This is a genomic window from Micromonospora sp. NPDC049044, assembly GCF_040649215.1.
In the GTDB taxonomy this organism is placed as follows: domain Bacteria; phylum Actinomycetota; class Actinomycetes; order Mycobacteriales; family Micromonosporaceae; genus Micromonospora.
Genome location: NZ_JBEZFA010000029.1, coordinates 47,141 through 73,742 on the forward strand (window position 1 = coordinate 47,141; position 26,602 = coordinate 73,742).

The window sequence follows — 26,602 nt, forward strand, 5'->3', positions numbered from 1 at the left end:
GATGACGGCGGCAGGTCGCGCTGCCGGCCGCATCCTGCCGTCCTTCGGCGTGCACCTGGTCGGCGGGGCGTCCCGGACCGTCGGGTCGGCCGCGACCCGGCTGACCCGGTCCCTCGGGCTCGCCCGGCGTCGGGTCTGGTCCCGTCCCGGTCGACACCACATCGAGGTGCACGGAGTGTGCCAGGAGGGCGGCGACCGGCTCGCCCGGCAGGTGGAGGGCGCGCTGGAGCGGATGCCCGGGGTGGCCTGGGCCAGGGTGAACGCGCCGTCCGGGCGGGTCGTGGTGGCCGTGCGTGCCCCCGAACCCAAACTGGACGACCTCATCGCAACGATCAGCCGCGTCGAGTGGACCTGCGACCACGAACCCGACCCCGAGGTCCCACCCCCGCACCCCCCGGAGGAGGGCCCCCACAACCCGCGCACCCTCGGCGCGCTCGCCTCGGACGCGCTGGGTCTGACCCTCTGGGCGGCCACCCGGATCCTGCCGTTCGCACCGTTGCCCGCCGAGGTGGCCGGCGCACTGGCCGCTGTCGACCTGCAACCGAAGCTGCACGCGTTCCTCGGCAAGGCGTTGCGCTCCGACCCGCGCGCCGAGGTCCTCTTTCCGCTGGCCGAGGCGGTGGTGCAGGGCCTGACCGGCCGCTGGACCGGCATCGTCCTCGACGGCGCCCAACGGCTCGTGGAGTGGGGCGAGGACCGGGCCCAGTTCTCCGCCTGGGAGAAGGCCGAACCGCGGTTGACCGGCGACCCCGAGCGGGCCGTCGCCCGGTGGCCGATAGCCGACCGTCCCCGACCGAAGCCGCACGGCGCGGTCGAGCGGTACATCAACCGGGCCCTCGCCGGCGGTACGGCGGCCGGCGCGGCGGCGCTGCCCTTCGCCGGGCGCAAGCGGGCCGCCGCGCTGGGCCTGTCCGCACTACCGAAGGCGCCCGGCAGCGGACGCGAGGGGTATGGCGCCCAACTCGGCCGGATGCTGGCCCGGCGCGGGGTGATCGCGATGGACCGCAGTGTGCTGCGGGAGTTGGACCGGATCGACACGCTCGTGCTGGACGCCGCGGTGCTCGGCTCGGACCGGGGCGTGCTTGCCGATCTGGCGCCCGTGCCCGGTGCGGACGTCGACCAGGTGGCGGAGCGGGCGTTCGCGCTGTTCGACCCCGAGGATCCGGCCGGGGCCCGGGCGGCGGACGGCTGGCGGCTCGGGCCGTTGGACGAGATGCCGGCTCACGACCCCGTACCGGACGGCGACCGGCTGCGCTCGGCCGGCGGCCACCTGCTCGGCCTCGCCCACGGTGACCGGCTGGCCGCCCTGTTGCGGGTCGAGCCGGAACCCGCGCCCGGCGTCGACGATCTGCCCGCCGCCGCCCGGCACGCCGGACTGCGCCTGGTGGTGGCCGGCGGCGACGAGCAGCGGTACGGCTTCGCCGACGCGCTGCTGCCCGGCGGAGACCAACTGGCCGAGTCGGTCCGCGCGTTGCAGCGCGACGGCGCGGTGGTGATGCTGGTTTCGGCGGACCGCAAGGCGCTCGGGGCGTCCGACTGCGGCCTGGGGTTCGCCGCACCGGAGGACCTACCGCCGTGGGGCGCGCATCTGCTCGTCGGCGCCGACCTGCGGGTGGTGGCCCTGGTGATCGAGGCGACCGGGGTGGCTCGGCGTACGGCCCAGCAGAACATCAGGCTGGCCATGGCGGGCACCGGTCTCGGGGCGCTGGGCGCGTTGACGGCCCCGCCGACCGAACTGCCCGGCCGGTCACTCGTCGCTGTGAACGGCGCGGCCGGGTTGGCCTTCGCCAACGGGGTCTGGCAGGCCCGCAGGCTGCACGACCAGTCGGACACCCCGGCGCCTGTGACAACCGCCTGGCACCTGATGCCGGTCGGCACCGTGCTGGACCATCTGCGGACCACGCCCGACGGCCTGGCCAGCGCGGAAGCGCAGCGCCGACACCAGGCCGCCGGCGGGAACGGCGGCACCGGCGCGGGGAGCGGGGGTCTGCTGCGTGCCTTCGTGGACGAGCTGTCCAACCCGCTCACCCCGGTGCTCGCCGCCGGGGCGGTGCTGTCCGCCTCGTTCGGATCGCTCGTCGACGCCGCCCTGGTGGGCAGCGTCGTCGGCGGGTCCGCCCTGATCGGCGCGGTGCACGAACGCAACACCGAACGGTCACTTGCGGAGCTGCTGTCCCGGTCGGCGGTGACCGCGCGGGTGCGCCGGGACGGCGCCGAGCAGGTTCTCGCCGCCGAGGACCTGGTCCTCGGGGACGTCATCGCCCTGGAGCCGGGCGACTCGGTGCCCGCCGACTGCCGCGTCCTCGAATCGGTGGGCCTGGAGGCGGACGAATCGTCGCTGACCGGCGAGTCGTTGCCGGTCGCCAAGTCCAACCGGCCGGTGGTGGCCGCCGCCATCGCCGACCGGCACTCGATGCTCTACGAGGGCACCACCGTCGCCGCCGGCCACGGCACCGCCGTGGTGGTCGCGACCGGGTCGGACACCGAATCCGGCCGCAGCCTGGCACTGGTTCGACAGGCCCCCCCGGCAAGTGGGGTGGAAGCCCGGCTCGGTTCGTTGACCAGCGCGGCCATCCCGTTGGCCGCCGGTTCGGCGATAGCGGTGGCCGGCGCGGGCCTGCTGCGGGGCGTACCCCTTGCCGAAACGGCGGCGACCGCGGCGAACCTCGCCGTGGCGTCGGTGCCGGAGGGGCTGCCGTTCCTGGTGAGCGCGGCGCAGTTGGCCGCCGCCCGGCGGTTGGCCGAGCACGGCGCGTTGGTGCGCAATCCGCGCACCATTGAGGCGCTGGGTCGGGTGGACGTGCTCTGCTTCGACAAGACCGGCACCCTCACCGAGGGCCAGTTGCTGCTCGCCGGGGTCGGCGACGGCGTGGGCGATCGGTACGCCTCGGTGGACCGGCTGGACGACCGGCTCCGGCTGACACTTGCCGCGGCGCTGCGCGCCACCCCCGCCGCAGCCAACCCGGAGGAGTTGGCGTTGCAGACCGACCGGGCGGTCCGGCGGGGTGCCGGGGTGGCCGGGGTGGTGGAGCAGACCGGTGCGGCGGGCTGGCGGCCTGCCGGCGGGCTGCCGTTCGAACCGTCCCGCGGCTATCACGCGAGCATCGGCGAGACCGACGGTCGCCTGTTGTTGAGTGTCAAGGGTGCCCCGGAGACAGTGCTGCCGCGTTGTTCGGCTCGGCGGATGGACGGCAGTCAGCAGCCGCTGGACGACGCCGGCCGCGCGGAGCTGGAGCGGGTGCTCGCCGATCGGGCCGGAGCGGGAAACCGGATCCTGGCCGTCGCCGAGTGCCAGGTGGACCACTCGAAGGTGACAGACGCCGACGTGCGAGGGCTGACCTTCGTGGGTTTCCTGGCCCTCGCGGACGGGGTCCGGGAGAGCGCCGCCCCGGCCGTCCGCCGGATCCGGCAGGCCGGCGTGCACACCATCATGATCACCGGTGACCATCCGGCCACCGCCGAAGCCATCGCGGCCACCATCAGCGAGCACGACGAGCAGCGGGTGGTCACCGCCGGTGAACTCGACCAACTGGACGACGACGCGCTCGCCGACCGGCTGGCCCACACCGACGTGGTGGCCCGCTGCACGCCCACGCACAAGGTGCGGATCATCCAGGCGTTGCAGAAGTGCGGGCGGACCGTGGCGATGACCGGTGACGGTGCCAACGACGCGCCGGCGATCCGGCTGGCCGACGTCGGCATCGCCCTCGGCCAACGGGGCACCCCGGCGGCGCGGGCCGCAGCCGACCTGGTGGTCACCGACGACCGGTTGGAAACCATCATCGCCACCCTGATCGAAGGGCGGGCCATGTGGTCGTCGGTGCGGCACGCGCTCAGCATCCTGGTCGGCGGCAACCTCGGCGAGATCGCGTTCAGTGTGCTCACCGCCGCGGCGACCGGCCGCTCCGCGCTCACCGGCCGCCAACTCCTGCTTGTCAACCTGCTCACCGACCTGGCGCCGGCGCTGGCCATCGCGGTCCGGCCACCCGCGTCGGACCGCACCGACGCGCTGCTCCGGGAAGGCCCGGACACGGCGCTCGGCGAGAGCCTGACCAGGGAGATCGGCCTCCGGGCGGCAGCGACAACGCTTGGCGCGACAGCCGGCTGGACGTTGGCCCGCTACACCGGACGCCGCCAGCGGGCCGGAACTGTCGCCCTCGTCTCCCTGGTCGGCACCCAACTCGGACAGACAATCCTGGCCGGCGGCACCAGCCCGGCAGTGCTCGCCTCCACGGCGGCGTCACTGGGTGTGCTCGTCGTGGTGGTGCAGACGCCGGGGGTGAGCCAGTTCTTCGGCTGCACCCCGCTCGGACCGGTGGGCTGGACCATCGGGGCCGGCTCGGCGCTCGGCGCGACCTTCGCCAACGGCGCGCTCACCAAGCTGATGGCACACGTGCCCTCGGTCCGACCCGACACCACAGCGGCGGACGGAGACGGCACGAGGGGTGCCGAGAACTGAGCCGCGAACCATCGGCAGGCAGACCCCGTCGCGAGGTCACCCCCGACGATCAGCCGCGCGGATCATCGCCGCTGTCTCCGGGTCGGGCATGAGTTCCCGGACCTCCTGGGCGCAGCGGCAGCCGACGGCCAGCTTGGCAGCCCACGCCAGCGCCTCCTCGCGGGTGGCCACCTCGACGACCGCGAACCCGCCGACGACCTCCCGGGTCTCCGGGTAAGGGCCGTCGGTGACCGTACCGTCGGTGGACACGATGCTCGCCTGCTGCCGTTCGAGTCCGCCGCCGAACACCCACACGCCGGCGGTCACGGCCTCCTGGACCACCGCGTGCGAGGACTTACCCACGTCCGGCATCTCCTCGGCGGGGATGTGGTCCATCGCGCCATCATTGAACGAGATCAGGTACTGCGGCATGCTCGCGACTCCCAGGTCCCGGCGGCCACCCTCCGGCCGCCTCTCATCTTCACTACGAACGACGTGCCCGGGATTCGACGCCGCACCGGAAAATTTCTGCGGAATCTTCGCCGGCCCGGCGCTCGCCGTGTCCGTCGCCCGAGCAGATCGCGCCCGCACGGGGTACGTCAAGGGACTCGGCTGGCGGCAGGCCTTCCCGGTGGCCCGCTACCTGCGGCCCGCCGGACCTGTCGGTGGCCGCTAGCTGTGCCCGACGCCGCCTGTCGAATCCTGGACGACGTCGCCTGACGACTCAATCAGGTCGATGAAGCGACGCAGCATGAGCCAGGGGACCTCACCGCTACAGCTGACCATCACGTCGCCTGCCGGGCGCGGTGTGAACGGCCCATCGTCCCGAGTCGCGTCTGGAATCGTGACGATGAGGCAGGGCCCGGTCCCCGGTGCTCCGGTCAGTCCGACCAGCTCGTACTGCCACGCGTCGTCAGGCAGGCTGTAGAACGAGTTGATCTCGTAGAGCCGACCGTCGTGCTCCCAGATGTCCACAGCAGCAGGATCACACGCTCGTGCGCACAGGGCAGTCCGTCACTGGTGGCCGCTGGCCGATGTCAGACGGGCCGCCACTCGTCGTGGGCGTCGAACTCGCCGAGGGAGTCCTCGGTCCAGCCCAGGTCACGCCAGGTGCCGGTGCCGTCCAGCGGGCCCTCGTGGAGCAGCTCCACGTAGCTGCCGCGATGGGTGGCCAGGCGTATGCGTTCGCCGCGACTGAAGAAGAACATGGAGAGGGCCACGTCGGGGCGGCCGTCAATGATCTCCATGCCAAGAACACCCTTCCACGTCAACTGGAACCCGGACGTGGGGACGGCCGGGCCACGCAGCAGACAGGAGAAGGCGTCCTCCATCTCGGTGAGGTTGACCAGCTCCACCTCCTGGTCGAAGTGGACGGACAGGCTGTCGACGAGCGCGGCGACCTCCACCCGCCATCGTCGGGACCCTTGACCTGCCTGTTCGTCATGTCCTTCGGCAACCGTCATGGCCAGTCCTGTTCTTCCCAGCGCTTGCGATTCGGATGGATAACGTCGTTGACCGGGTGCGGCCGATCCGCGACACAGGTGGTCGCCGCTCACCGGGGGCGTCTCCGCCCTCTGGGCGATCATGCCGTACGCGGTGATCACGGAGTCCGCCTTGCCCGCCTCGGTGATCGCCACCGAACGATCGCTGTAGTAGGTGTCCGCGCCCGGCCCATGCCGACCGGAGGTCGCCAGCAGGCCGGGGCCAGCCCGGCCGGACCTCGTGACACGGGCTCGTGCTGGATCATTGGTTCATGACGAGCCGGGAACACGGGGATCTGCAGTTCGTTCGTGCGACGTCAGCCGAGGTGGCGCAGGTCGTGGCGGTGCTCGACCACGCTGCGGCTTGGCTGATGGCCTCTGGCATCCGGCAATGGCCCGATAGATTTGACACGGAGTGGATAACGCCGTCCGTCGAACGCGGAGAGACCTGGCTGGTACGGGCCGGCGGTCGTGCGGCGGGAACGGTGACGTTGGACTGGTCCGACCCTCTGTGGAGCGACTGCGCCGGCAGAGCTGGATACGTGCACCGCATGGCGGTGGAACGGTGGGCCGCGGGTACAGGACGCGCCATCGTGGCCTGGGCTGTCGATCAAGCGCGCCTCCGAGACGCCGTTGCGCTGCGGCTCGACTGCGTGGCCGCCAATCCTGGGTTGCGGGCCTACTACGAGGCCATTGGCTTTCACCACCGCGGTGATGTCGAAGTCGGGGGTGCACCGGGTCAGCGCAGCGACGGCGGCATGCGAACGCTCGTCAGTCGTTACGAGCTACCGCTCTGACGACATCCGCCTTCTGGCCCCGCCGGAGGCATGCCTTGATCTCATGGAGCCAGCAATGCAGCCCACCAAGGGCTGTGATCCGACAACAGATCCGCGACACTCGTCCGCCAACTGAGGTGCGACAGATCCAGCGACCTAGAGGCGGCAGGTTGGCCGCCGACGAAACGTCCTGTCGTTGTCGTAGCCGAGGACAGTGCGTTGCCGTCCGGCGCCACGAGGGGTTGTTGGCCTGGCAGGCTCGAGAGTCTGCTGCTTACAGTTGGCTGCTGTGATGGAGTTGCCTGGTTTCGACGTGCTGTTAGGGCGACTGCTGGCGCATAGGCGGGCCGATCCGGCAGCGGTGGCGCGGGCTGCGGGTGTGTCCGTACCGGAGCTAGACGCCGTGCTGGCCGGCGGCCACGTCAATGCCCTTTTGCTGCGTCGTGTGGCACCTGCGTTGGGCTTCCACGCAGCGGACCTGTTCGTGATCGCCGGTCATGACGTGCCGGCCGACCTGGCTCCCGCAAGGGGCACCCGTCCGTGGCAGGTCGGGCACGTGATGCAGTCGGCCATGCGCCTGTACGGCAAGCGTTTCGACCGGCTGCACGAGTTCATCCGCTCACTTCCGGTCGTCCTCCCTGCCGAGCCGCTCCCGCCGCCGGCGCGATCTCCGGCAGGGCCCGGCGCGCTGGTGCTGGGTTTGCTGGCCAATCGGAACATCCGCCCGCACATCGCACAGCTGCTGTGCCGCGTAGGCGGTGGACCGTATGTCTCAGACTCGACGATCTACCGCGTGGTACGTGGCGAGTCGGCGTTAACTCCGCAGTACGTCACCGCATTCGCGGCTGTGCTGGGTATTGCGGCCGGCGACCTGACCGCCCTGACCGGCATCGGTCCACCTGTCGACACCGCACGGTTGCACCCTCGCCGGGCAGAACTGGCCGCGGTGGCCTGGGACGCAAGGCGGTTGAACAGCGAACAACTTTCGCAGGTTCAGGAACTCGCGTTCGACCTGGCACGAGTTGGCGGGCGGAGGTAGGACGGCCACTGCCCGCCAGGCGATGAGACCGAGTCCAGGTGAGCTCCAATGCATCGACGCATGCCCGAGGGCACACTGCCATAGCCACGATCAGCACGCTGAGGTGTCGCAGATCAGCTGGCGGAAACGTGTCGCACATGTCGACGGAGGACAAGCCCACCAAGGGCTGTGTCCGTCAAGGGAGATGCTTGGCACTCGCGTCCCACCAGACGCTTGCCGCTGTTGTTCAGGACCACGCGCGGTAATCCGTTCACGGACCGGACGTGGTCGAACGAGTGGGTCAAGTGGCGGGACAAGGCGGGATGGCCCAAGAAGCACGGGAGGTTTCACGCGCTGCGGCACCTCTTCGCCACGACGCTGATCACCAATCACGCCGAACCACAGAATGTGCAACGGCTACTCCGTCACCAGACGCTACGGATCACCTTGGAGACATAAGTCCACTGGGGGCCTCGGCGAGAGTGGCGGCGCGGTGTCATCGGTGATGTCCTGCGGGCTGCGGGGCACCGCCGGTAGATGCCAACCAAGGGAAGATCATTGCTGGGCTGTGCCGAATCTGCGCCCGATGATCTCGAACTTATCTCTGGTACAGCTCACAGGCTGTGTGTGGTGGGCCGGAGGTACCACCATGCGAACCGCACCGCCACGATCGCAGGCGATCCGCTGACCCTGAAGTTGCCCGGCTCAGGAACCTCGGGGCGTGCGCGGTGATTCCGACACGACCCGCCGAACCGTCGTGAGGCCCGAAACGCCTGCGGCCGGCGGCTGGTCCGGATGACCTTCGGCGGAGGCCTCCCTCGGAGTACTCGAACGGCGGCCACGACGTCCGTGACGGTGCGGTTAGGCGGGGCCAGCTCCGCTGGCCAGTCCTTTCCTCGGCTGACCCAGAGGGTGGCAAGCCCTGCCGCGCGGCCACCCTCGACATCCAGCACCGGGCTGTCACCGATCGCCCAGCCCCCGCCGGACAGATCGAGGCCGCACCCACGGGCTGCCGCCTCGAGAATTTCACGTGCTGGCTTCCGGATGCCCAACTCCCCGGACACTGCCCAGGCATCGACGCATCGGTCCAGCCCCGTACGCCTGATCTTCCCTAGCTGGTTGTCGGCCTGACCGTTGGTCACGATCGCGACCGTCCAGCCGTCGTCACGCAGCAGTGTCAGCGACGCCAACACCTCTTGGGGGCAGCTCACCAACTCCGGCATCCGGCGTCGGTACTGCCTCCATGTCTCATCCACCGAGGCTGCCAGTCCGAAACGCTCGGTCACCTCGCCGAAGAACCAGTTACGGGGCACGGCCCCGTCCTGATCCGTAGCGATCAGCCAGGCCAACGCGTCATACGGCAGTTCGCGATCGGCGCAGAACTCGACCGCCCAGCGCCGGAATGCCTCCGAACGGTCCACGAGCGTGTTGTCGAGATCGAAGAGCGCCAACCGCTGCATGGTCAACAACCGTACCGGGCGGGTAAAGCGGATCTCCTCGTCGGGCAGTCGCCAGACCGTCCGGGGAGGCTGGTAGCCCTTGCGGTGCACGGTGATGGAGTTGCTGGGGCACTCCACGATCCGGATGACGGCCGACACCTACGCGCACGTCCCGCCGGCGCGGGCTCGTCAGGCTGCCTCAGTCATCGACCGGGTGCTGGGCGAGGAGGAGACGGCGTTGCCGCTTGGCCGTACTGATGGCTGCACTCGGGACCGAGATCAACCCGGGAAAGTGCTGGTGGGCCGGAGGCACCACCATGCGCACCACACCGCCACGATCGTCGGCGATCCGCTGCCGATGGGTTTGCCCAGCTCATTCGGTGCGTTCGTGACGACATCGGGTCGATTTGGCTAAGCTGTTAGCTAAAGGAGGAGGTTGAATCATGTCGGCTGAAGCAGTGCACTACAACATGCATGACGCCAAGACCCACCTGTCGCGCATCATCGAACGGGTGGAACGCGGCGAAGAGGTCATCATCGACCGGGCGGGCACTCCGGTGGCGAAGGTGGTGCCGCTCGTACGACGGGCCAACCGCACCGCAGTCGGCTCCCTCGCCGGGCAACTGGACCTGTCAGGCGACTGGGACTCCCCACAGACCAACGCCGAGATCGCCAACGACTTCGGCATCGGCGCATGACCCTGCTGCTGGACACCCATGTCGCGCTCTGGGCCATCACCGGCGATGCGACTCTCGGCACTGAGTTCCTCAACCAGCTGCGCCACGAACCAGACATCTTCCTCTCTCCGGTCAGTCTCTGGGAAATCACCATCAAGCAGAGCGCGGGGAAGCTTGCGGGCCCCCCTGACCTCGCCGAGCGAGTAAGGGACATGGGATTCCGTGAACTTCCGGTGACCCACGCCCACGCCATCGCCGCCGGCCGCCTGCCACCCCACCACCGCGATCCCTTCGACCGCATGCTCGTCGCACAGGCGATCACCGAGAGTTTGACCCTGGCCACCCGCGACGCGTCGATAGCGCTGTACGACGTGGACGTCCTCAAGGCGTGATCGGGCGGGCTCGTCCCGGCGTGCCGAAGAACCGCGCGGAGACATGCGCCGCCCCTTGCCGGACAGCGGCTCGATGCTTACCGAACGTCGCCCGGCAGAGCGCTAGTGGGAGTCACGTGACGTGCTGGGCGAACTCACTCGCTGAACGGCACGCAGTGGGGCGTCGGGCTCGGGCATGGCAGTGCTGCCGGACACCGGCCATGACCTGCATCTGGGCAGATCTTGGACCCCTCCGTCTGGGTATCCGTTTCGGTGGGCCGGAGGTACCACCATGCGAACCACACCGCCACGATCGTCGGTGACCCGCTACCGCTGACTTTGCCCAGCTCACGGGCGTCAGGCGGTGCCCGATGAACCCGGGCCGACCGACCGACCCGCCGGTGCGGGTCGCCGATGCGGAAGAGATCAACCCGTTCCAACTCCTTCTCGATCTTCATGACCATGCCGTTGCTCGGACGCCGGAATCCGGACTCGATGACGTCCTGGCGGAGCTGGCGTTGTCCGCTGCGGTGGTGTCCTGGTGGACTCGCTGGCAACCCTCGACGATCCACTCTGCTCTACGGGCGGGCGCGGACCTGACGGACATCGCGGAAGCGACTGGTCTCGACGCGAGCGACGTTGTCCGGCGGTGGCGGCGATGGGCTGATGTCCAGACGCGGCTGGACATCGACGGGCGTCCGTCCGTGGATCCCGTCGAGGTCCGGGCCATCGAGCGACGGCTCGGGTCGGGGGTGGTTCGATGACGCCGACCCGGCTTGCCCGAGACGTGAGCACGGTGGCGGTGGCTGGGATTGCTGCCTGGTCGTCGTGGAGTCACATGGTCGCCGTGGCGTTGAGGTTCGGTGAGCGTCCCGAGGTCGCCTACGTGCTCCCGCTGTCGGTCGACGGGATGCTGGTCGTCGCGTCGGCGGCCATGGTCGAGGACAAGCGCGCCGGTCGGAGGGTGCGCTGGTCGGCCCGGACGGCTTTCGCGGTGGGGGTGGCGGCCAGCGTGGCGGCGAACATAGCCGCCGCCGAGCCAAGCCTCGGCGCGCGGATCGTGGCGGCGTGGCCAGCGGTAGCGTTGCTGCTGGTCGTGGAGATGCTGACCAGATCCACCCCAGTCCTAGAGTTGGGATCTCAGCGGGATAATCTGGCCGCCGAGGACGGCCCCGCCCGTCGGCAACCAGCGCTTACTAATGTCGAGCAAACAACAGCGCACGCGCCGGAGATTGGCAAGCCGACAGAGGGAGTCCAGCCGGTTCCGGTCGTCAAACGTTCGGCGGCAGGTGGTAAACCAGCAGCGCCGCTGCGGCGTTCCGCCCGGACCATGCGCGATCGGCGTGGGGAATCCGGTGAGCGAACAGCAGACATTGTCGCCCGGCTACGCGCCGAACGCCCTGACGCAAGCCTGATCGAGGTTGCCTCCGCTGCGGGCGTATCACTACGTCACGTACGGCGCCTCATCGCCAACGAACTCGTACGCACCCGAACCAACGGCGCATCCCACCCGATCAAGGCGCAGCAGTAGAAGGGGCGGGCTGCACAGTCGGCTGGGTATCGCGACGGTCGATGGGCCTGTGGTGATAGACGGTACTCATCAGCTCGGGGATGCGGTCGGTGTCACTGCGGTCGATCGCCTTCTCGGCAACATCCAACTCGCGCAGACGCTCGCGGTACCTCAGATACCGATGGACGATGGGGAGGACCAGGAGGAGGACGATGACCACCTGCCAGGGCGCGCCAGCCAGCGCGACGGCGCCCATGCCAGACGGTACGGCGAAGAGTTGCCAGGAGTCGATCTGGGTCATAGCGGGCCCTCCGTCGTCATGGAGGTAGAGTAACAGCGCGCCGCTAACACCGTCAGACCTAATTTTCGGAGCCGGGATGATCGACACACCCCTCCTGCTGTCAACATTCAACCGACTTGTCCGACTCTTGACCGAATCCGTCTCGAGCCATCTCAACGGCGCGGAGCCACTCCACGCGGAGCTGCGCGCGAGCTACGACCAGGCAGTCTCGGCGGGACTTACGGCGGCACCTTGGGAGGAGTGGCGCGACGAGCAGGTGGAACAAATCGCTATCGGATGGCTGCTCGGCACGATCTTTGCCCGCTACGCGGAGGACAACGGACTAATCGCGAGGACAGCTCCAACTGCCGACGCCAGACAGTGGTGGCTGTCGCGCCTCTCTTCGCTGGCGGACGCGCTGGCGACGGCACCGGCCCAACTCTGGCCCGCGCATTCCCACATGATGTCCGAGGATGGAGCCCAGCTGCTGATCGACTTCTGGCAGCAGCACGAGGAAGGCGGGGGCCAACCGGCCATCGATCTTCGTGTCCCGGATCTGGATACAAGGTTCCTTGGCGAGGTCTACCAGGATCTCTCAGAAAGCGCTCGACGTCAGTACGCGCTTCTCCAGACACCGGTCTTCGTAGAGGAGTTCGTCCTAGACCAGACGCTCGAGCCCGCTGTCGAGCGCTTCGGCCTGGAAGATCTCAAGGTCATCGATCCCGTCTGCGGCTCAGGGAATTTTCTGTTGGGTGCCTTCGCGCGCCTCCTGCGGCATTGGGCTGTCGCCGCACCGAACATGGCAGAGGTTGAACGAGTCCGTCGCGCACTCGGAGCGGTGCACGGCGTAGACCTGAACCCGTTCGCGGCGCAGATCACCCGGTTCAGACTCCTTGTTGCCGCCAGGCAGGCTTACGGCAGTTCAACAAGCTTGAAGAGTCCGACCGCCGACTGGACAATAAATGTCGCCGCCGGCGACTCGCTCCTAGCGGAGGGTGACGGCTTCGATGCGCATCCCAGCCTGCTGTCTCCCGGCCAGTATCACGTTGTGGTCGGAAATCCGCCGTACCACACAGTCAGGGACCAGGCCCTCAACGCACGGTATCGCGAGCGTTACGACACCTGCGTCGGAAAGTACGCCCTGACGGTGCCATTTATTCAGCGCTTCTTCGAACTGGCCCGCAACGGAGGCAAGGAGGAAGCAGGGTATGTAGGCGCGTTGGTGGCCAACTCATTCACAAAGCGCGAGTTCGGCCGCAGGCTGGTGGAAAAGTATTTCGCAGAACAAGTTACTCTAAATATGGTGGTGGACAGCTCAGGCGCCTTCATACCTGGACACGGCACCCCCACACTGATCTTGTTCGGCCGTAGCGTTCCCAACTTGGAATCAGACTCCGTGCTCATCGTCGCAGGCCTCCGCGGCGAGCCAAGCAGACCAGCCGATCCGGGAAGTGGATTAGTCTGGCAGTCAATTCTACGCCACGCGCATCAAGGCGGCGGGGCTGATCGGTGGACCGAATCGCGTATCGTTGGCCACGCCGCACTGCAGTCATTTCCTTGGCAGCTGAGCGGAAGCCAACCATCTGCCGTGATGCAGCGCCTACCCAGCAGTCGAATCTTGAGCGAGACCGTCACACGCATCTCGTACTTGGCCAACACTGGCGCCGACGAAATCTTTACCGCACCTCGCCGCGACTGGACGAGGCAGCACACCGAGCAGGCATATGTAGTTGATGTCGTGTCTGGATCCGATGTGCGTGATTGGACAGCAATTCCCGGCCGCTCGGCATTTTTCCCGCGCACGGGTGAGATGCAAACAGTCGACCTCGGCAAGTTACCGGGCCATCACCAAAGGCTCTGGCCGTACCGCACCCTGTTAGGGAATCGTCCGGACTACTCGGGACGATCGTATTTCGAAAGCAACCGGGCTTGGTATGACTGGCATTCCATCGCCGGGAGCCCTGCAGGCCATCCTTTAAGGATTGTCTTTGCGTGGGTCTCAACTCACCCCCACTTTGCCGCTTTAAATGACACCATCGCACTGCCCTCCGCGCCGGTCATTGAACTCGGCCCGCAAAGCTCGTCAACCCAACGGGCTGATTTGATAGCGCTGCTGAACAGCTCGACGGCTTGCTTCTGGCTCAAGCAGGTCAGCAATAGTAAGGGTGTGTCGAGCAGCCATAAGAGCACAGGCGGCGGTGGCGAGCCATGGGAGGCCGTCTACGAATTCACCCCCGGCAGGTTGAAGGAGCTGCCTCTGCCGCTGGATTTATCCACAAGCTTTGGTGAGGAATTGGCCTGGCTGGCCATCCAGTTAGAAGGGGGTACGCCAGCCAAGACTATTACTGCCGGCACCCCTTCGTCGCATCGTCTAGCCGAGGCGCGCGGGCGCTGGAATAGACTTCGAGCTCGCATGGTCGCCCTTGCCGAAGAGCAGGACTGGGAAATCTACGCTCGCTACGGATTGCTGCCCGAGCAGGCTTTGGCTCCCGGACTCTCAGAAATCCCCCTCCTAATGCCGGGCGAACGGGCATTCGAGATCGCGCTTGCTCGTGCAGTTGGAGAGGGAAGGGAAACGACGCAGTGGTTCACGCGGCACGGCTTTGCGCCTGTTGTCGATATTCCAGATCATTGGCCCCGCCATTATCGTGAACTCGTAGAAGCTCGGATTCAGGCGATCGCAACACACGGTCACCTCAACGTGCTCGAACGCCCCGAAAACAAACGGAGGTGGGCGACGCCCAGCTGGGAAGCGATGCAACAACAAGCCCTACGCGACTGGCTACTCGACCAATGCGAATGCCCCGCACTTTGGTACGACAGAGAAGATGGCCGTCAAGCTTCTCAGGTCCAGACCGTCTCGTCGCTTTGGGAAAAGCTCCAACTCAACGATCCAGTAGTTGAAGCCGCATCACTGTACGCGCCAGGCAAAAATTTCGTGGAGGTTCTGCGCGAGCTACTTGCAGACGAGGCCGTACCTTGCCTTGCCGCATTGCGCTACAAGGACAGCGGAATATCCAAGCGCGCCGACTGGGTTAGGGCATGGCAACAACAGCAGATCGAGGATCAGGCCCGAGCGTCCGGAGACGATCACGCTGCGCGTGATATTCGCAGAAGGACAGCGGTGCCACCGAAATTCACGGCGGGGGACTTCCGGAAACCCAGCTATTGGCGACTACGCGGGAAGATCGACATGCCGTCTGAGCGTTTTTTCTCGTATCCAGCAGTTGATGATAGGGAAGGGGGTCCAGTTCTGGGCTGGTCGGGATGGAACTATGAGGAACGAGCCCACGCTCTGACGACTGTGATTGAAAAGGCGCTCGCAAGCGGGAAGGACGATTTCGATGCACTGATCGCACTAACAGCCGCCGCACAAGAACTACTAGAAGTCCACAATCTTACCGAGATTAAGGCGGCTCCTATCGACGGTTTCAACCGCATGCCCTTGGACGACTGGATCAATCGAAGCGGCGCCACACATGAGAGTATTAGAAGGTGGCGCCCAAAGCCGGCGAAGCGAGGGCGACCGCCGAAGAGTTCTGCCGGATAATCTTCGGTCAGGCCACACGGCGAACGCGCCGTCGTCCTCGACGCCCCCACCGGCAAGGGCCGGGTAACCGCTCCCGGCCTCACACCGTGGCTCGTCAACGAACACGCCGCGTCTCCAGCCGACCCGATGCCAACGGCGGGGTGCGGATCTACCGCGCCACCAGCCGACCGTGCGCACGAAGCCAGCCGTGGATGCTCACAGCCGAGTGTGTCGCGTCGCAGTAGCCATCCTTCAGGTCCCGTCAGTTCGTCTGTCCGGTCGGTAAGTGCCGGCCGATGTAGCCGACATAGATCCGGCCGCTCTGCGCTGTGTTGTCGTAGTAGTGCATCCGAGGGCTGATCATGGCGAACTGAGCGATCTTGAAGTGCGCTCCCATGAAGGTCTGTCCAGCCGGAACGACGGAGGTTGGCACAGGCAGAACACGCCTCCTCCGGAACGTCGGGTTCGTCCGCACCTCCTCGCTCTCATCGCGGGCGTGCCGTCGCGTTGGCCATTCGTGGCAGCCATCAGGGGTGTGTTCAAGAAAGCCGTGCACGTCCCGATCCCAGCGTCCGTCCGCCTTCGCCGCTGCATAGTCGTGGAGCACCAACAACGCGTCCCAGGTCTTCGACGCCCAGGCGCCCAGGGGGTCGTTGCTGTCGAGTTCCTCAGCGTGGTCAGGATCGCCCGTGAACACGACGTGCTGGAGCCTTGGCAGCCAACGGAGCAACTCGCCGAAGCTGTCCGGCCGGGAGACGTCCGCTTCCGATGGCTGTGCCGTCCAGGCCACCTCTGCTTGCCCCATAGAGGCGAGCCGTTGGCGTAGCGTCCGTTCAGTCTCCGCAGACCGGGTCAGGCGGTCGACCGCGTCCCGGTTCTCGATCTGCTCATCATCCAGCTGCCATTTGACGTCGTGATACGCCTTCTGTGTCTCATCGAGTTCGGCTTGGAGTTGCGCGAGTCGGGATGCGATGTCGTTCTGCGCCTCCTGCGATGACCGACCGACCTCGATCAGACGCACGATCTCGTCGATCCGGTCGACAGTCAGGTCATCGATCCCTACCTTGATCGTCAGGTAGTCCAGCAACATGCCCTGCTGCGCGCTGACGTCGTCTTGCCGGCGATCACTCTCTCGCGTCTCGACGGCCGCCGCCCGGGGCTGCGACGGAACGAGCGATGGCCGCTTCGAACCGACGTCGCCAAGCCGGTGCACCAACATGTCGTCGGCGATGCGTTCCAGCATCCGGTGTACCCGCGCCACAGATGCGGGTAGCGGCTGTTCGAGAGCCTGAAGTTGGGCGTTGGAGGCGAGGACCCGCGCGAGGCGGGGCTGTTCGCTGTCGTCGGTGATCCGTTCGGCGCTCAGGACCCGGTGCCGTAGCCCATCGACGACGGAGTCCGGTTGAACCTGAGAGCGAAAGGTCCGAAGCCGGCCGGGCACTACGGCGTGGGCCTGGCCGAGCCGGTCGTTGAACAACTGTGTGGCCTCCCCGTCCAGCACGTAGCACGAGGCCATCCCGATGGTGAACCGGGTCAGGTTGGCGATCCGGTTCGTCCATGGGACTGACGGCAGCGAGTCGTCGTTGCCGGCGACGAAGACAACACCTCGTCGCTCGGTGTCCATGAGCGCTCGGTGGACCTCGTCGACTTCGTCGCCGCGGATGACGATTGGTCTGGTCGTGAGGCGTGCGGCACCGTCCCAGGCATCGACGATTTCGAGCATGGGCGCGAGAAAGCGGGGTGTGCCTGCGAGGCGGGGGCGGCCGCGTGGGTCCTCACTGTCGGGGTCGGGTGATTCGATGTCGATCCAGGCCCACGCCGCCCGCTCTCTCGCGTTGGGCGAGTGTACGGTCAGTTGGATGATCCACTGCCCGTCCGGCTTCGTTTCGACGATCCGTACGCGCGTTGACGTCGATCCATCCTGCCCCTCGTGGTGCAGTAGGAGGGCCCTGACGTTGTCGCCGATGGTCGCCCACCGATTCTCCTGAAGCGCAGACGGATCCCAGCACTTGGGGCCCGCGATCCACCGGTCGAGTTGTTCCCGAACCAGTGGCTGCAGATGGTTACGTTCGCGGTGGGTCGTGAACACAGACCTGAAACCGAGCATTGTGCCGTCCTAAGGGGTTAGAGGCGAGAGGGCTCCGCCGTAAACGTCGCCGCACTCGCTCGATGCGGCCCCGCTGACCTCCGCCTGCCACTCCAGCACCTGGTCTTGGTTCGGAAACTGGAGTAGCAGCGGCGGTGTCGAGGTCGGCATCTGGACAAGGAGAGGTCAATCCGCTTGCTTGCTGGTCACCGAGATGAGCTTTTGATCATGGTGCGGATTCCAGGTCGTTGAGAAGCGCGTGTACAGGCGCCCAGCACATCCGCACCGTGTCCAGGTCGGGCACGAGTCCGTACTCGACCTGGTGGCGGGGGTGGACAAAGTTCCGGTAGTCCCGGACTTTCTCCATGAAGTCCTTCGCGTCGGTCTGGACCCATTCCTGTCGATGCGCGTACTCGAGAAGCAGGTGAAGGCCCGCTCGTTCAGCCGGAACCCGTCGGCCACCCCGGCCGACCAGGCCGTTCCTTCGCACCGTCTCGTCGCGATCAGTCACCACGACGTGCAGCAGCCCTTCGACGAAGCTGCCGATGCCGATGATCGCCAGCGCGTAGGCCCCGTTGTTCTGGCAGATCGACGCTTCGTCGGCGCGGGCCATGAGGATGTCGGTCGCCTTGCTGTTGGGGGATAGTCGCCGCACCCGCTCGTGGAGGTCCGGCGGCGGCCCGTACAGGGGAACGTCGCTGCTCTGGCTGATCTGACCGAGCACAGGGCGCCCGCCGACGTAGGTGATGGTGAGCTGCTCGGGAGCCAGAAGGCGGTTCAGCTCTTGCGCGATCGGTTCGGCGGCCTCGACGCCGCCGTCGTACTCCAGCGGATCGCCGATGCGACAGAGCAGCCGGTCGAGGGCGGCGGCGTCATCGGCATGGGAATTGAGTACTTCTGTCAGCCAGGGGATGCGCGGAGAGCCGTCGTACTGCGGATCGCCAGGCCACCGGACTCGGTGAAGGAACCGCTCGATCTGCGTACCGGTCCGCTCGTAGGGACCATCGACGTCGCAGATCAGGCGGGCGACGCGTTCCAGAGTGAGCGGGTCGAGGGCAATCATCGGGATACCTCCCGGTCGGCGCGCTGCTGCGCGATGTCGAGTGCTTCGGTCAGGCGCTGGAGGATGGTTGAGCCGCGCTTGCGGAAGCCAAGTTCGCTCATGGCCTCCTGGAGGCGCTCATCCCGATCACGCTGAAGCTGGTCACTCACCAGCCAGGTGCAGATCCGTACCAGCTGTTCCCGCGTGTAGTCGGTGATCCGCAGACCGATCGGCACGTCGGGGCGTGGGCCGCGGCGGGTCGCCGGCGGCGCCGGTGGCTGATCGGGCCGGCGTGCCGGCGGTACGGGGTGGCTCCTCGCGGCGTGGTTGGCGCGGTCGACCGCCTGCTTCCAGCGGGCGATGAGTCGGGCTGTCTGGCCTGCCGGATCCACGTACCAGTCGGTCGACCAGATGCGATGGAACTCCCACCCGAGGCGCTCGAGGTGTTGCTGGCGCAGCCGGTCCCGGTCCCGGGCGCTGTGTGCCTGGTGGTACGAGTGACCGTCGGTCTCCACAGCGAGGACCATGCGGCCGGGCTGGTCTGGGTGGGCGAGGGCCAGGTCGATGCGGTAGCCGGAGACACCCCACTGCGGCACGGCGTTGATGCCCTGCTGCTGGAGAGCCTTGAGGACGCTGCGTTCGAGGCCGTTGAGCTCGACCCCGGTGTGCTGTCGCGCGCCGAGGTCGCCGCCTAGGTCAACGAACTCCAGGTAACGGCGGAGCAGTTCGGGTCCGCGGTTCCGTGTTGCCGCGGTCTGGTTCGGGTCCATATCGTGATGGGAGAAGGCGCTCACCACGGTCATCCGACTCCGCGCTCGAGTGACCGCGACGTTGAGGCGCCGCTCACCGCCCTCCTGGTTGAGCGGTCCGAAGCGCAGCGGAAGTCGGCCGTCTCGAGTCTTGGCGTAGCCGATGCTCAGGATGATGGCGTCCCGCTCGTCGCCCTGGACGTTTTCCAGGCTCTTGATGAAGAACCGCTGGCTCGCGGCCTGGTCCTGCGAGAAGAAGTCGTCGAGGTGCTCGTGCTCGCGGCGTCGGCTGCGCAGGGCCGCTTCAATCCGCAGGGCGTGCTTCTGCCCCATGGTGATGACGCCGAGGCTCTCGTCTGGTCGCTGCTCGGCGTGCTCGAGGATCAGCTCGACCGCTCTGTTGACCTCCTCGGTTGATGAACCGCCCTGCCCAGGGGAGACACGGCCGTCCACCGTCTCCAAGCGCAGCGGACTGCCGACCTGGACGCCAGGGAACGTGACGAGGGAACGGTTGTAGATCTCGACGTTCGAGAATGCGATCAGACGCTCGTCTCGGCTGCGGTAGTGCCAGGTCAAGCGGAACCGGTCCGAGATGAGGCCACCGAGGACGTCAAGAATGGACTCGTAGTCCTCGAGACTCTCGTCGCCGAAATCATCGTCTTCGCCAGCCGGGCTCTGCTGAACGAGGCGCCGGAAGAACGGCGTGGGTGGGAGCTGCTTCGGGTCGCCGGCCACGACGAGTTGAGTTCCACGCATGATCGAGGCGACCGCGTCGTGCGGCTCGATCTGGCTCGCCTCGTCAAAGATCACCACGTCGAACGACCGCTCGGCCGGCAGGATGCGGCTGACCACCAGTGGTGACATGGCCCAGCACGGGAAGGCGGCGAGGAGCACCTCCGGTGCGCTGCTGAGCAGCTTCCGAAGAGGAAGGTGCCGGCTCTTCTTGGCCGCCTCCCGCCGGACGAGGCCGTTCTGGTCGGGATAGGCGTCTCGGGCCTTCCGGAGGTTCACTGCGACGTTGCGGCGCACGTGCCGGGCGGCCATCTCAATGTGCCGGCTGTCCGCGACACGGAAGTCCTGGACCACTGCGGCATGCTGCTGCCCGACGAACTGACCGAGGTACGGGACCCGCATGCGCATCTCGTCGAGGACCACCTGCAACCAGGACCGCAGCAGGGTGTCGGCTGCCTCATCGCTCGAGACCTGCCGGGTGGCCAGGTCATCGAGCATGTGGCTCAGCCCCAACGAGCGGAACAGCTGCTGCTGTTTGTTCAGGTCGGGCATCAGGAACAACGTCTCGCGGTCGGCATTCAACTCGGTGAGGGTGCTGACTGCGGTGGTGGTCGGTCCACGCTCAAGGCCGTCGATCCGGGCACATGCCGCCACCGCAGCGAGGTGGTTACGCACCTGGGTGAAGGACGACATGCACAGGTCGGCGCCCGCCAGAGCAGTGGGTGCGCTGTCCTGACGGCTGAGCTTCCGCCACCGCTCACGCTGGTCAGCCGCAGCGACCAGGCCCTGATACATCTCGGATCGCTTCCGGGGAGCGGCCGGACAAGTCCGCCGCAGCTCGCGGCGCAGTTGAAACCGGCGGAAGATCCCGAGCGGCTCCGGCCGGCGCGGCCGGGATCGCCCTGGCGCTGTCGCGTAAAGGAAGTCGTCCAGATCCGGGCCGAAGACCTGCTCGCCGTACCTGGCGATGGTGCGGTCGACCTCGCTGAGCAGGTCGAACAGGTCCCTCCAAGCAGCGAGGTCGTCCGGTACGTCCAGCCCCGCCCGGTCGACCAAGTCCCGGATCTGGCGCTGTGTGCCCTGCAGGGCACCGGCCGCGAGTTCGTCGAGATGCACCAGCACCTTGCCGACATCGTCTGGGGTGCGGATGGCAGCCTTCGCCCACGGCGACTCCCCGCGCCAAATCCTCAGGCCGCCACGGCTCACGAACGTCCGAAGGTCCTCCCTCGCGGACTCGAGCCTCGATCGGTCGAGGTTCCGCAGCTCGGATGCGCGCAAGTTGTAGCCGGTGACATCGAGAGTCGGAAGCGCGAGGAGCTGCTCAATGACCTGAAAAGCGCTCATCCCCCAGGGTTGCCGAACCTCGTGCAGCTCGGCCGGGTGCCGTTTCGCCGCGGCCCGGCGGCTGTGCAGGCGGCGATGCAACTCGTCGGTGTCGACGGGTGGTTCGGCACCGGCTTGGGTGAGGACGTTGGCGATGCGCTGGGCGACCTGCCGCTTGCTGATCTTGCGGTCGTGCAGGTCGAACACCAGATTGTCGAGCCCGACGTCGCCAAGGCGGTTCATCACCGCTTCGATCGCGGCCCGCTTCTCGGAGACGAACAGCACGCTGCGGCCCATCGCGGCCATGTACGCGATGATGTTCGCGATCGTCTGACTCTTGCCCGTGCCGGGTGGACCCTCGATGACCACATGCCGACCGGACAGCACCGCGTCGATCGCCGATTGCTGAGAGGAGTCCGCGTCGTGGACCAGGAACTCCTTGGCCGGATCGATCCGATCGGCGCTGGAGCTGGACCCCTGAGCTTGTTCAGTGCGCAGCTGTTGCCGAGCGTCGCGGTCGCCCGCTATCGCGCCGATCACCGGATGTGATGCGAGCAGCTCGGCCGAGTTACGCAGGTCCTCGACCATGGGGAGCTTGTCGAAGCTGAAGACACCGGCAACCACCGCGGGCTCGAGCCGGAGAGACAGGCCGCTGGGAGCGACTGCCTCGGCGATCAGCTGGTAGGCGGCGCTCAACTGCTGGTCCGGTTCAGCGATCTCGGACAACATCGCGCTCAGCTTCTCGCCCAGGGCGCTGATGTCCGCCTCCACGCCGTACTGCCGCTCCAGCGCGTACAGGAGGACGGGATTGATCTCAGGTGACTCTGACAGCTCCAGCGTGAAGTCATTCTCGGTCGCCGTCCTGCTGTCCAGCGCAAGCTGCTGCAGGATCAGCGGTGCCCGCAGCGGTTGCATCGGCACGGACCCGCGGGTGTACGGACCGACCATGCAGAGCAGGCCGCTGGTCACCCAACCGGCCTGGATGCCCTGCTCCTCCTCCAGCTCGACCAGCTTCCGGCGGAGGCTGCGGGCAGTGTTGCAGGCGGTGTTGTGCCGGTCCTGGTCCGGGAACAGCGTCCGTAGGCGAACCTTCTGTCCTCGGAGCAGGTCAGTGACCACGCCGGGAGCCGCGTCAGCGAGATCGAGGGTGGTGGTCTGTCGCTCCTTGAAGTAGAGCAGCGTGTTGCGCGGGCCGAAGTCGATCAGTTGGTCTGCCCACCGGCCAGCGGCCTGTTGAACGAGGTGGAGTACATCCGGTTGGGTCAACAGCATCTCGTCTCCAAGTCAGTCGACGTACGCCAATGCTGATCCGCCGGGCCGTCGGCCCGAGGCAAAGCCCTCCAGGATAGGGCGCATAACACGTTCATCTATGCATCCGATTTCCGACACCCGACGTCATCGGAACGACCTCTCTCAGCAACCTTCACCTCCGCGCCCGGAGCACCGCCGTGCCTTGTCGGCTCATCGAGCAGGCCGAAATGTTGCAGCGCCGCGCGGCTTGACGCAGCTGAAGCCCAATTCGAACAGGTGTTGCGTGGCCCGAAAGAGGCCGTAGCGCGCGATCCTCGCCGGGACTTGATCTTCGACGCATCGATGGGGGAAGTCAGGGTCAGCGGGAGACGGCGGCCGGCGGCTTCGGCGGCTCGTGAAAAAAGTTGGTGGCATCGACGGTGGCACTGACCAGGGCGCACGTCGTCGCGGTGAGGGCGAGCCAGAATGTCACGGTGCTCTTCCAGTCCTCGGCGATCTTCACGGTCACCACTTCGGTGACCTCGGTAGCCTCGGTAGACCGGCTTTGACGATTGCTCGGGTCTGGCTGACGACGCCAACCGAAGCGGGCAAAGAATTTGGCCCAGGTGTGGTTCGACCGGCCGCAGCCGAAGATCACCCCGTTGACCTTTCGTCCGCACCGGCCGCCGTTCTGGGTGGTCACGCCGCACGTCGTCGGCGCCTTCACGGCAAGCAGCCAGGCCGGGATGGCGATCGCGATCGACGCCGACCAGGCAAGGCTGATGAGATCGAGCGTGAGGAGGTAGTAGACGACGCCGACGATGGCCAGCGCCTCAACGCCGAGGATCAGCATGGCCTGATCTCGCTTCAGCATGTCGGGGCCTCCGAGTGGTCAAGGAGCGCGACGAGGTCGAGGAGTTCGGCGCGGAGCCGGGTCAGCTCGGCTGCGGTGACGCCGAGTTCGTAGTGGTGGTGGTGACCGGCGCGGGACAGCGCCCACCACAGGTAGCTGGCCCGGCGCCCGAGGTCGGGGCCGGCGTAGTGGGCGAGCAGCAGCAGTTTCGGTCGCTGCACCCGGGTCTGTCCGATCTCGGGGCAGACTCGGGCCCAGTACCGGTCCATCGCTGCTTCCAGTTCGTGGCGAAGCAGCCAGGCGCACGCCCGGGGCCAGGCTCCGCGGGTGCCTCGGATGACGCTGCTGAGCATCCGGTCGGCGGCGGCGAGGTACAGGGACGTCGTCATCGCAACCGCCCCACGAGCGCAGCGGTCTTGGTGACCATCGCTCGGGCGGGCATGCTCCGGTGGCCGTGGACCGCGTCCGCCACCGCTTTGACCGTCCGGGTGGCCTGGGTGCCGTAGTCACGGTCGAGACGAGCGAAGAGCTCCGGGCGGGGTACGAGGCGGCCGAAGAGCCCGAGGCTGAGCCGGTCCTTGACCGTGTGCGCTCGGCTGAGTCCTTCCAGGATCTCCTGGTAGGGCGTGCCACGCCGGTGCTCGGTGGCCCGGTAGCGATCCATGCTCACCGACTCGATCGCGGACCGGCAGAACCCGGCGACCATCAGGTACTTCGCCTCGTCGGGGATGTCTGCGGCGACCAGGGCGCGGGCATCGTCGAGGTAGCGGTCCGCTGGGTCGCAGACCTTCCGGACCTCGACGATCGAGCCCTCGCGGCGAGTGACCTCCCGGACGTCGGCCTCGATGTCGAGGCGGCGGATCGCTTCCGGCAGCCGGTCGTCGTGCGTGAACACGATGACCTGCCGGGTCAGGGCGACCTCTCGCAACACCTCGGCCAAGCCGTCGATCTTGGTGGGGTCCATGCTCTGCACCGGGTCGTCGATGATCACGAACCGGTACGGGCTGGTCTCGGCGCAGGCGCGGGGCAGGAAGACCGCGAGGCCGAGGGCGTGTAGCTCACCCTGGCTCATCACCGCGAGCGCGTTGGTCTCGACGCCGTCGGCGGCCACGGGGAACAGGACCCGGCGGGTGTTGTTCACTCCTTCCATCTGCAGCCGGTGCAGCTCGACGTTGCTTTCCTGCCGCAGCTTCTGCCACACCCGGTCCGACTGGGCGACGAAGTTGCTCAGCCGGTCGGCCCGGATCGCCTTCTCGGCGGTGTCGAGAGCCGCACGAGCCTTGGTGAGCAGAGCCAGGGCCGGCGCCTCGGCGCGGACCACGGCCGCAGCGTCGACCCACCGGCGGATCGCAGCGCCGGGCTCGCGCCAGGCGTCGTGACGCTGGGCGAGCCAGCCGGCCGCCGCCTTCACGAGGGTGGTGTACGCCGCGACGACACTGTCCCAAGCGGCCCGATCGGGGCCGAGCCCGACGAGAACGTCGCGCATCGCCGCGCTCTCCCCAGGGATGTGGGGCGCCAGCGCGGCGGCGGCCGGCTCCAGCAGCCGGTGGATGTCACCGAGCAGCTCGTCGACCGCACGGCGGGCGTGCGCGTGAGACTGCTGGGCCGCGCGTGCCACCGCGGCGAATGCGGCCGTCGTGGCGAGTTCCTCCTCGGCCTGCGTACGCCAGTCCTGGTCCAGGGTCCCGACGCGACACACCGGGCAAGGGCCGTTCCCGCGGTCGTGGTGCACGTCGAGCGCGGCCCGCAGCAGCCGAGCGCTCCGATCCGCGGCGCCGCTGTCGGTTGCGGTCGCCTCACGCATCGCCGCCGCAGACTCGGCGAGGGCAACCAGCGCTGCACCCAGGTCGGGCAAGTCCTGCTCGGCGAGCCGCCGGGCGGCTGCCGCTGCAGGCTCCTCCGACCTGGCGGTGTCGCCGCAGGCGAGTTCGGCCAGCCGGGCAAGGTTCGCGCGGAGCGGACGGGCCCCGAGCGCGCTCAAGGCGTCGCGAGCGCGGTCATCGTCGATCTGGCCGAGCTGTTCGCGTAGCTCGGTGAAGGCCACCTTGAGCGCCTTGGCCCGGTCGTCGTAGACCTTGCGCCGCCGCTGCAGCCGGGCATCGGTGTCGCGTAGCGGGCCCAGGCCGAGGATCGGCGCGATCGCGTCGTACAGTTCGGCCGGCTTGGCGGTGATGACCCGTTCGAGGTCGCGGGCAGACAGGAACGGCCGGTACCTAGCGGCCTGACCGATCCACTGCGGCACCTGACCGGGCGGCATCGCGGCGCCGCCCGTTGTCGTGGTGACCGTCGCGGAGGTCAGATCGGTGGCCCCGGCCGGCCAGGTGCGGTGGGTCGCCACCTGCTGGCCCGAGTCGAGCCGAAGGCTGAGGCGGATCTCCGATGCACCGTCGTGATGCAGGTTCCGCCAGCCCTCGCGGAAGGCCGGCGGGCGCTGCGCCCAGCGCACGGAATCCTCGGTCAGCGCGTACTCGACGGCCTCGGCGATGCTGGACTTCCCGGAGCCGTTGCGGCCCACTAACACGGTCAGCCCGGTCTTGGGCAGCCGCCCGACCGTGACCTGCTGACCGATCCCGCGGAAGCCGGCAACCCGGACCTCTTCCAGGAATGCCTGCGGCGTTGCACCCCCCGCCTCACTCGGCTCGAGCGACGGCGGAAGGGCCTCACCTCGCAGTACGTCATCGAGAACCTGCTCGCCTTGGAAGGCGGCAAGAACCAGGTCGCTGACCGAGCCGGGCACCTGGGACCGCCGAAAGCGGTCGGTTAGCTCCTGGTAGAGCGTGAGCGTGTCGTTCATCGGACCCCCTGATGTCGTTGGCGCATCGAGGGAACCGCAAATTGGTCGCCTACACTGCCCTACACACTGTTATCCCGGGATAACAGATCCACGTTCTTCTTTGACGCTCCAGGACTCGTACCGTGACCGCCAGAGCGAGGAGGTGAGCCATGGAGGCGGAGCTGATGACGCAGCGCGAAATCGCGCAGCTCGCGCGCGTCAAAAGGCCTGCGGTCACGACTTGGCGCCGGCGGCACCCCGACTTTCCCGCTGCCGTTTCGGGCAACCATGGACA

Annotated in this window: 20 protein-coding genes; 9 read left to right on the forward strand and 11 right to left on the reverse strand. The window is 67.5% G+C overall.

Annotation, left to right across the window (positions count from 1 at the left end; genetic code table 11):
- Nucleotide 1 precedes the first annotated feature (1 nt).
- The gene (locus AB0B85_RS22905; protein ID WP_357410448.1) at nt 2-4,459 is read left to right on the forward strand and encodes an HAD-IC family P-type ATPase; all 4,458 of its coding nucleotides are present in this window, start codon (nt 2-4) and stop codon (nt 4,457-4,459) included.
- Between the two features lie 36 nt (nt 4,460-4,495).
- On the opposite strand, the gene AB0B85_RS22910 is transcribed toward AB0B85_RS22905, so the two are convergent.
- The 3 genes from AB0B85_RS22910 to AB0B85_RS22920 all read right to left on the reverse strand — a co-directional run bounded on the left by AB0B85_RS22910 (nt 4,496) and on the right by AB0B85_RS22920 (nt 6,075).
- Complete coding sequence (locus tag AB0B85_RS22910) at nt 4,496-4,870, reverse strand: YciI family protein (RefSeq protein WP_357410450.1); 375 nt, start codon at nt 4,868-4,870, stop codon at nt 4,496-4,498.
- A gap of 240 nt (nt 4,871-5,110) precedes the next feature.
- A complete protein-coding gene (locus AB0B85_RS22915; RefSeq protein ID WP_357410452.1) occupies nt 5,111-5,413 on the reverse strand; it encodes a hypothetical protein in 303 nt (100 codons plus the stop codon).
- A gap of 62 nt (nt 5,414-5,475) precedes the next feature.
- Nucleotides 5,476-6,075, reverse strand: a complete 600-nt coding sequence (locus AB0B85_RS22920) for a hypothetical protein (protein WP_357410454.1) — start codon at nt 6,073-6,075, stop codon at nt 5,476-5,478.
- Between the two features lie 116 nt (nt 6,076-6,191).
- Between AB0B85_RS22920 and AB0B85_RS22925 the strand changes: the two genes are divergently transcribed.
- From AB0B85_RS22925 to AB0B85_RS22935, 3 genes are all read left to right on the forward strand, one after another.
- The gene (locus AB0B85_RS22925; protein ID WP_357410457.1) at nt 6,192-6,716 is read left to right on the forward strand and encodes a GNAT family N-acetyltransferase; all 525 of its coding nucleotides are present in this window, start codon (nt 6,192-6,194) and stop codon (nt 6,714-6,716) included.
- A 268-nt stretch (nt 6,717-6,984) separates the two neighbouring features.
- Nucleotides 6,985-7,734, forward strand: a complete 750-nt coding sequence (locus tag AB0B85_RS22930) for an XRE family transcriptional regulator (protein WP_357410459.1) — start codon at nt 6,985-6,987, stop codon at nt 7,732-7,734.
- A gap of 168 nt (nt 7,735-7,902) precedes the next feature.
- The gene (locus tag AB0B85_RS22935) at nt 7,903-8,172 is read left to right on the forward strand and encodes a tyrosine-type recombinase/integrase (protein WP_357410461.1); all 270 of its coding nucleotides are present in this window, start codon (nt 7,903-7,905) and stop codon (nt 8,170-8,172) included.
- 155 nt (nt 8,173-8,327) lie between these two features.
- Here AB0B85_RS22935 and AB0B85_RS22940 read toward each other — a convergent pair whose 3' ends face one another.
- Nucleotides 8,328-9,311 carry an HAD family hydrolase gene (locus tag AB0B85_RS22940; protein WP_357410463.1) on the reverse strand — a complete coding sequence of 328 codons (984 nt, stop codon included), beginning with the start codon at nt 9,309-9,311 and terminating at the stop codon, nt 8,328-8,330.
- 284 nt (nt 9,312-9,595) lie between these two features.
- On the opposite strand from AB0B85_RS22940, the gene AB0B85_RS22945 reads away from it, so the two are divergent.
- The 4 genes from AB0B85_RS22945 (at nt 9,596) to AB0B85_RS22960 (ending at nt 11,731) form a co-directional block, all read left to right on the forward strand.
- Nucleotides 9,596-9,850 (forward strand): type II toxin-antitoxin system prevent-host-death family antitoxin, encoded by a 255-nt coding sequence (locus tag AB0B85_RS22945; protein ID WP_357410465.1) that lies wholly within the window; start codon nt 9,596-9,598, stop codon nt 9,848-9,850.
- Complete coding sequence (locus AB0B85_RS22950; protein WP_357410467.1) at nt 9,847-10,221, forward strand: type II toxin-antitoxin system VapC family toxin; 375 nt, start codon at nt 9,847-9,849, stop codon at nt 10,219-10,221. Before AB0B85_RS22945 ends, AB0B85_RS22950 begins: the two co-directional genes overlap by 4 nt.
- Nucleotides 10,222-10,571: 350 nt before the next feature.
- Nucleotides 10,572-10,964, forward strand: coding sequence for a hypothetical protein (locus AB0B85_RS22955; RefSeq protein WP_357410469.1), 393 nt, complete (start codon nt 10,572-10,574; stop codon nt 10,962-10,964).
- Nucleotides 10,961-11,731, forward strand: coding sequence for a DUF2637 domain-containing protein (locus tag AB0B85_RS22960; RefSeq protein WP_357410471.1), 771 nt, complete (start codon nt 10,961-10,963; stop codon nt 11,729-11,731). The genes AB0B85_RS22955 and AB0B85_RS22960 overlap by 4 nt, the downstream gene beginning before the upstream one ends.
- Here AB0B85_RS22960 and AB0B85_RS22965 read toward each other — a convergent pair.
- Nucleotides 11,715-12,011: a hypothetical protein gene (locus AB0B85_RS22965; protein WP_357410473.1), complete on the reverse strand. Its 297-nt coding sequence runs from the start codon at nt 12,009-12,011 to the stop codon at nt 11,715-11,717. The two genes, AB0B85_RS22960 and AB0B85_RS22965, sit on opposite strands and share 17 nt — an antisense overlap.
- Nucleotides 12,012-12,087: 76 nt before the next feature.
- Between AB0B85_RS22965 and pglX the strand changes: the two genes are divergently transcribed.
- Nucleotides 12,088-15,540, forward strand: a complete 3,453-nt coding sequence (gene pglX / locus AB0B85_RS22970) for a BREX-2 system adenine-specific DNA-methyltransferase PglX (RefSeq protein WP_357410475.1) — start codon at nt 12,088-12,090, stop codon at nt 15,538-15,540.
- Nucleotides 15,541-15,781: 241 nt separating this feature from the next.
- Here pglX and AB0B85_RS22975 read toward each other — a convergent pair whose 3' ends face one another.
- The 6 genes from AB0B85_RS22975 to AB0B85_RS23000 form a co-directional block, all read right to left on the reverse strand.
- Nucleotides 15,782-17,626: a hypothetical protein gene (locus AB0B85_RS22975; protein ID WP_357410477.1), complete on the reverse strand. Its 1,845-nt coding sequence runs from the start codon at nt 17,624-17,626 to the stop codon at nt 15,782-15,784.
- Between the two features lie 205 nt (nt 17,627-17,831).
- Nucleotides 17,832-18,668 (reverse strand): hypothetical protein, encoded by an 837-nt coding sequence (locus AB0B85_RS22980; protein WP_357410479.1) that lies wholly within the window; start codon nt 18,666-18,668, stop codon nt 17,832-17,834.
- A complete protein-coding gene (locus tag AB0B85_RS22985) occupies nt 18,665-22,723 on the reverse strand; it encodes an AAA domain-containing protein (protein ID WP_357410481.1) in 4,059 nt (1,352 codons plus the stop codon). Before AB0B85_RS22985 ends, AB0B85_RS22980 begins: the two co-directional genes overlap by 4 nt.
- Nucleotides 22,724-23,060: 337 nt before the next feature.
- Complete coding sequence (locus tag AB0B85_RS22990; RefSeq protein WP_357410483.1) at nt 23,061-23,555, reverse strand: hypothetical protein; 495 nt, start codon at nt 23,553-23,555, stop codon at nt 23,061-23,063.
- On the reverse strand, nt 23,549-23,923 hold the full coding sequence (locus AB0B85_RS22995; RefSeq protein ID WP_357410486.1) for a hypothetical protein: 375 nt from the start codon (nt 23,921-23,923) through the stop codon (nt 23,549-23,551). Before AB0B85_RS22995 ends, AB0B85_RS22990 begins: the two co-directional genes overlap by 7 nt.
- Nucleotides 23,920-26,328 (reverse strand): AAA family ATPase, encoded by a 2,409-nt coding sequence (locus tag AB0B85_RS23000; protein WP_357410488.1) that lies wholly within the window; start codon nt 26,326-26,328, stop codon nt 23,920-23,922. The genes AB0B85_RS22995 and AB0B85_RS23000 overlap by 4 nt, the downstream gene beginning before the upstream one ends.
- Nucleotides 26,329-26,602 lie beyond the last annotated feature (274 nt).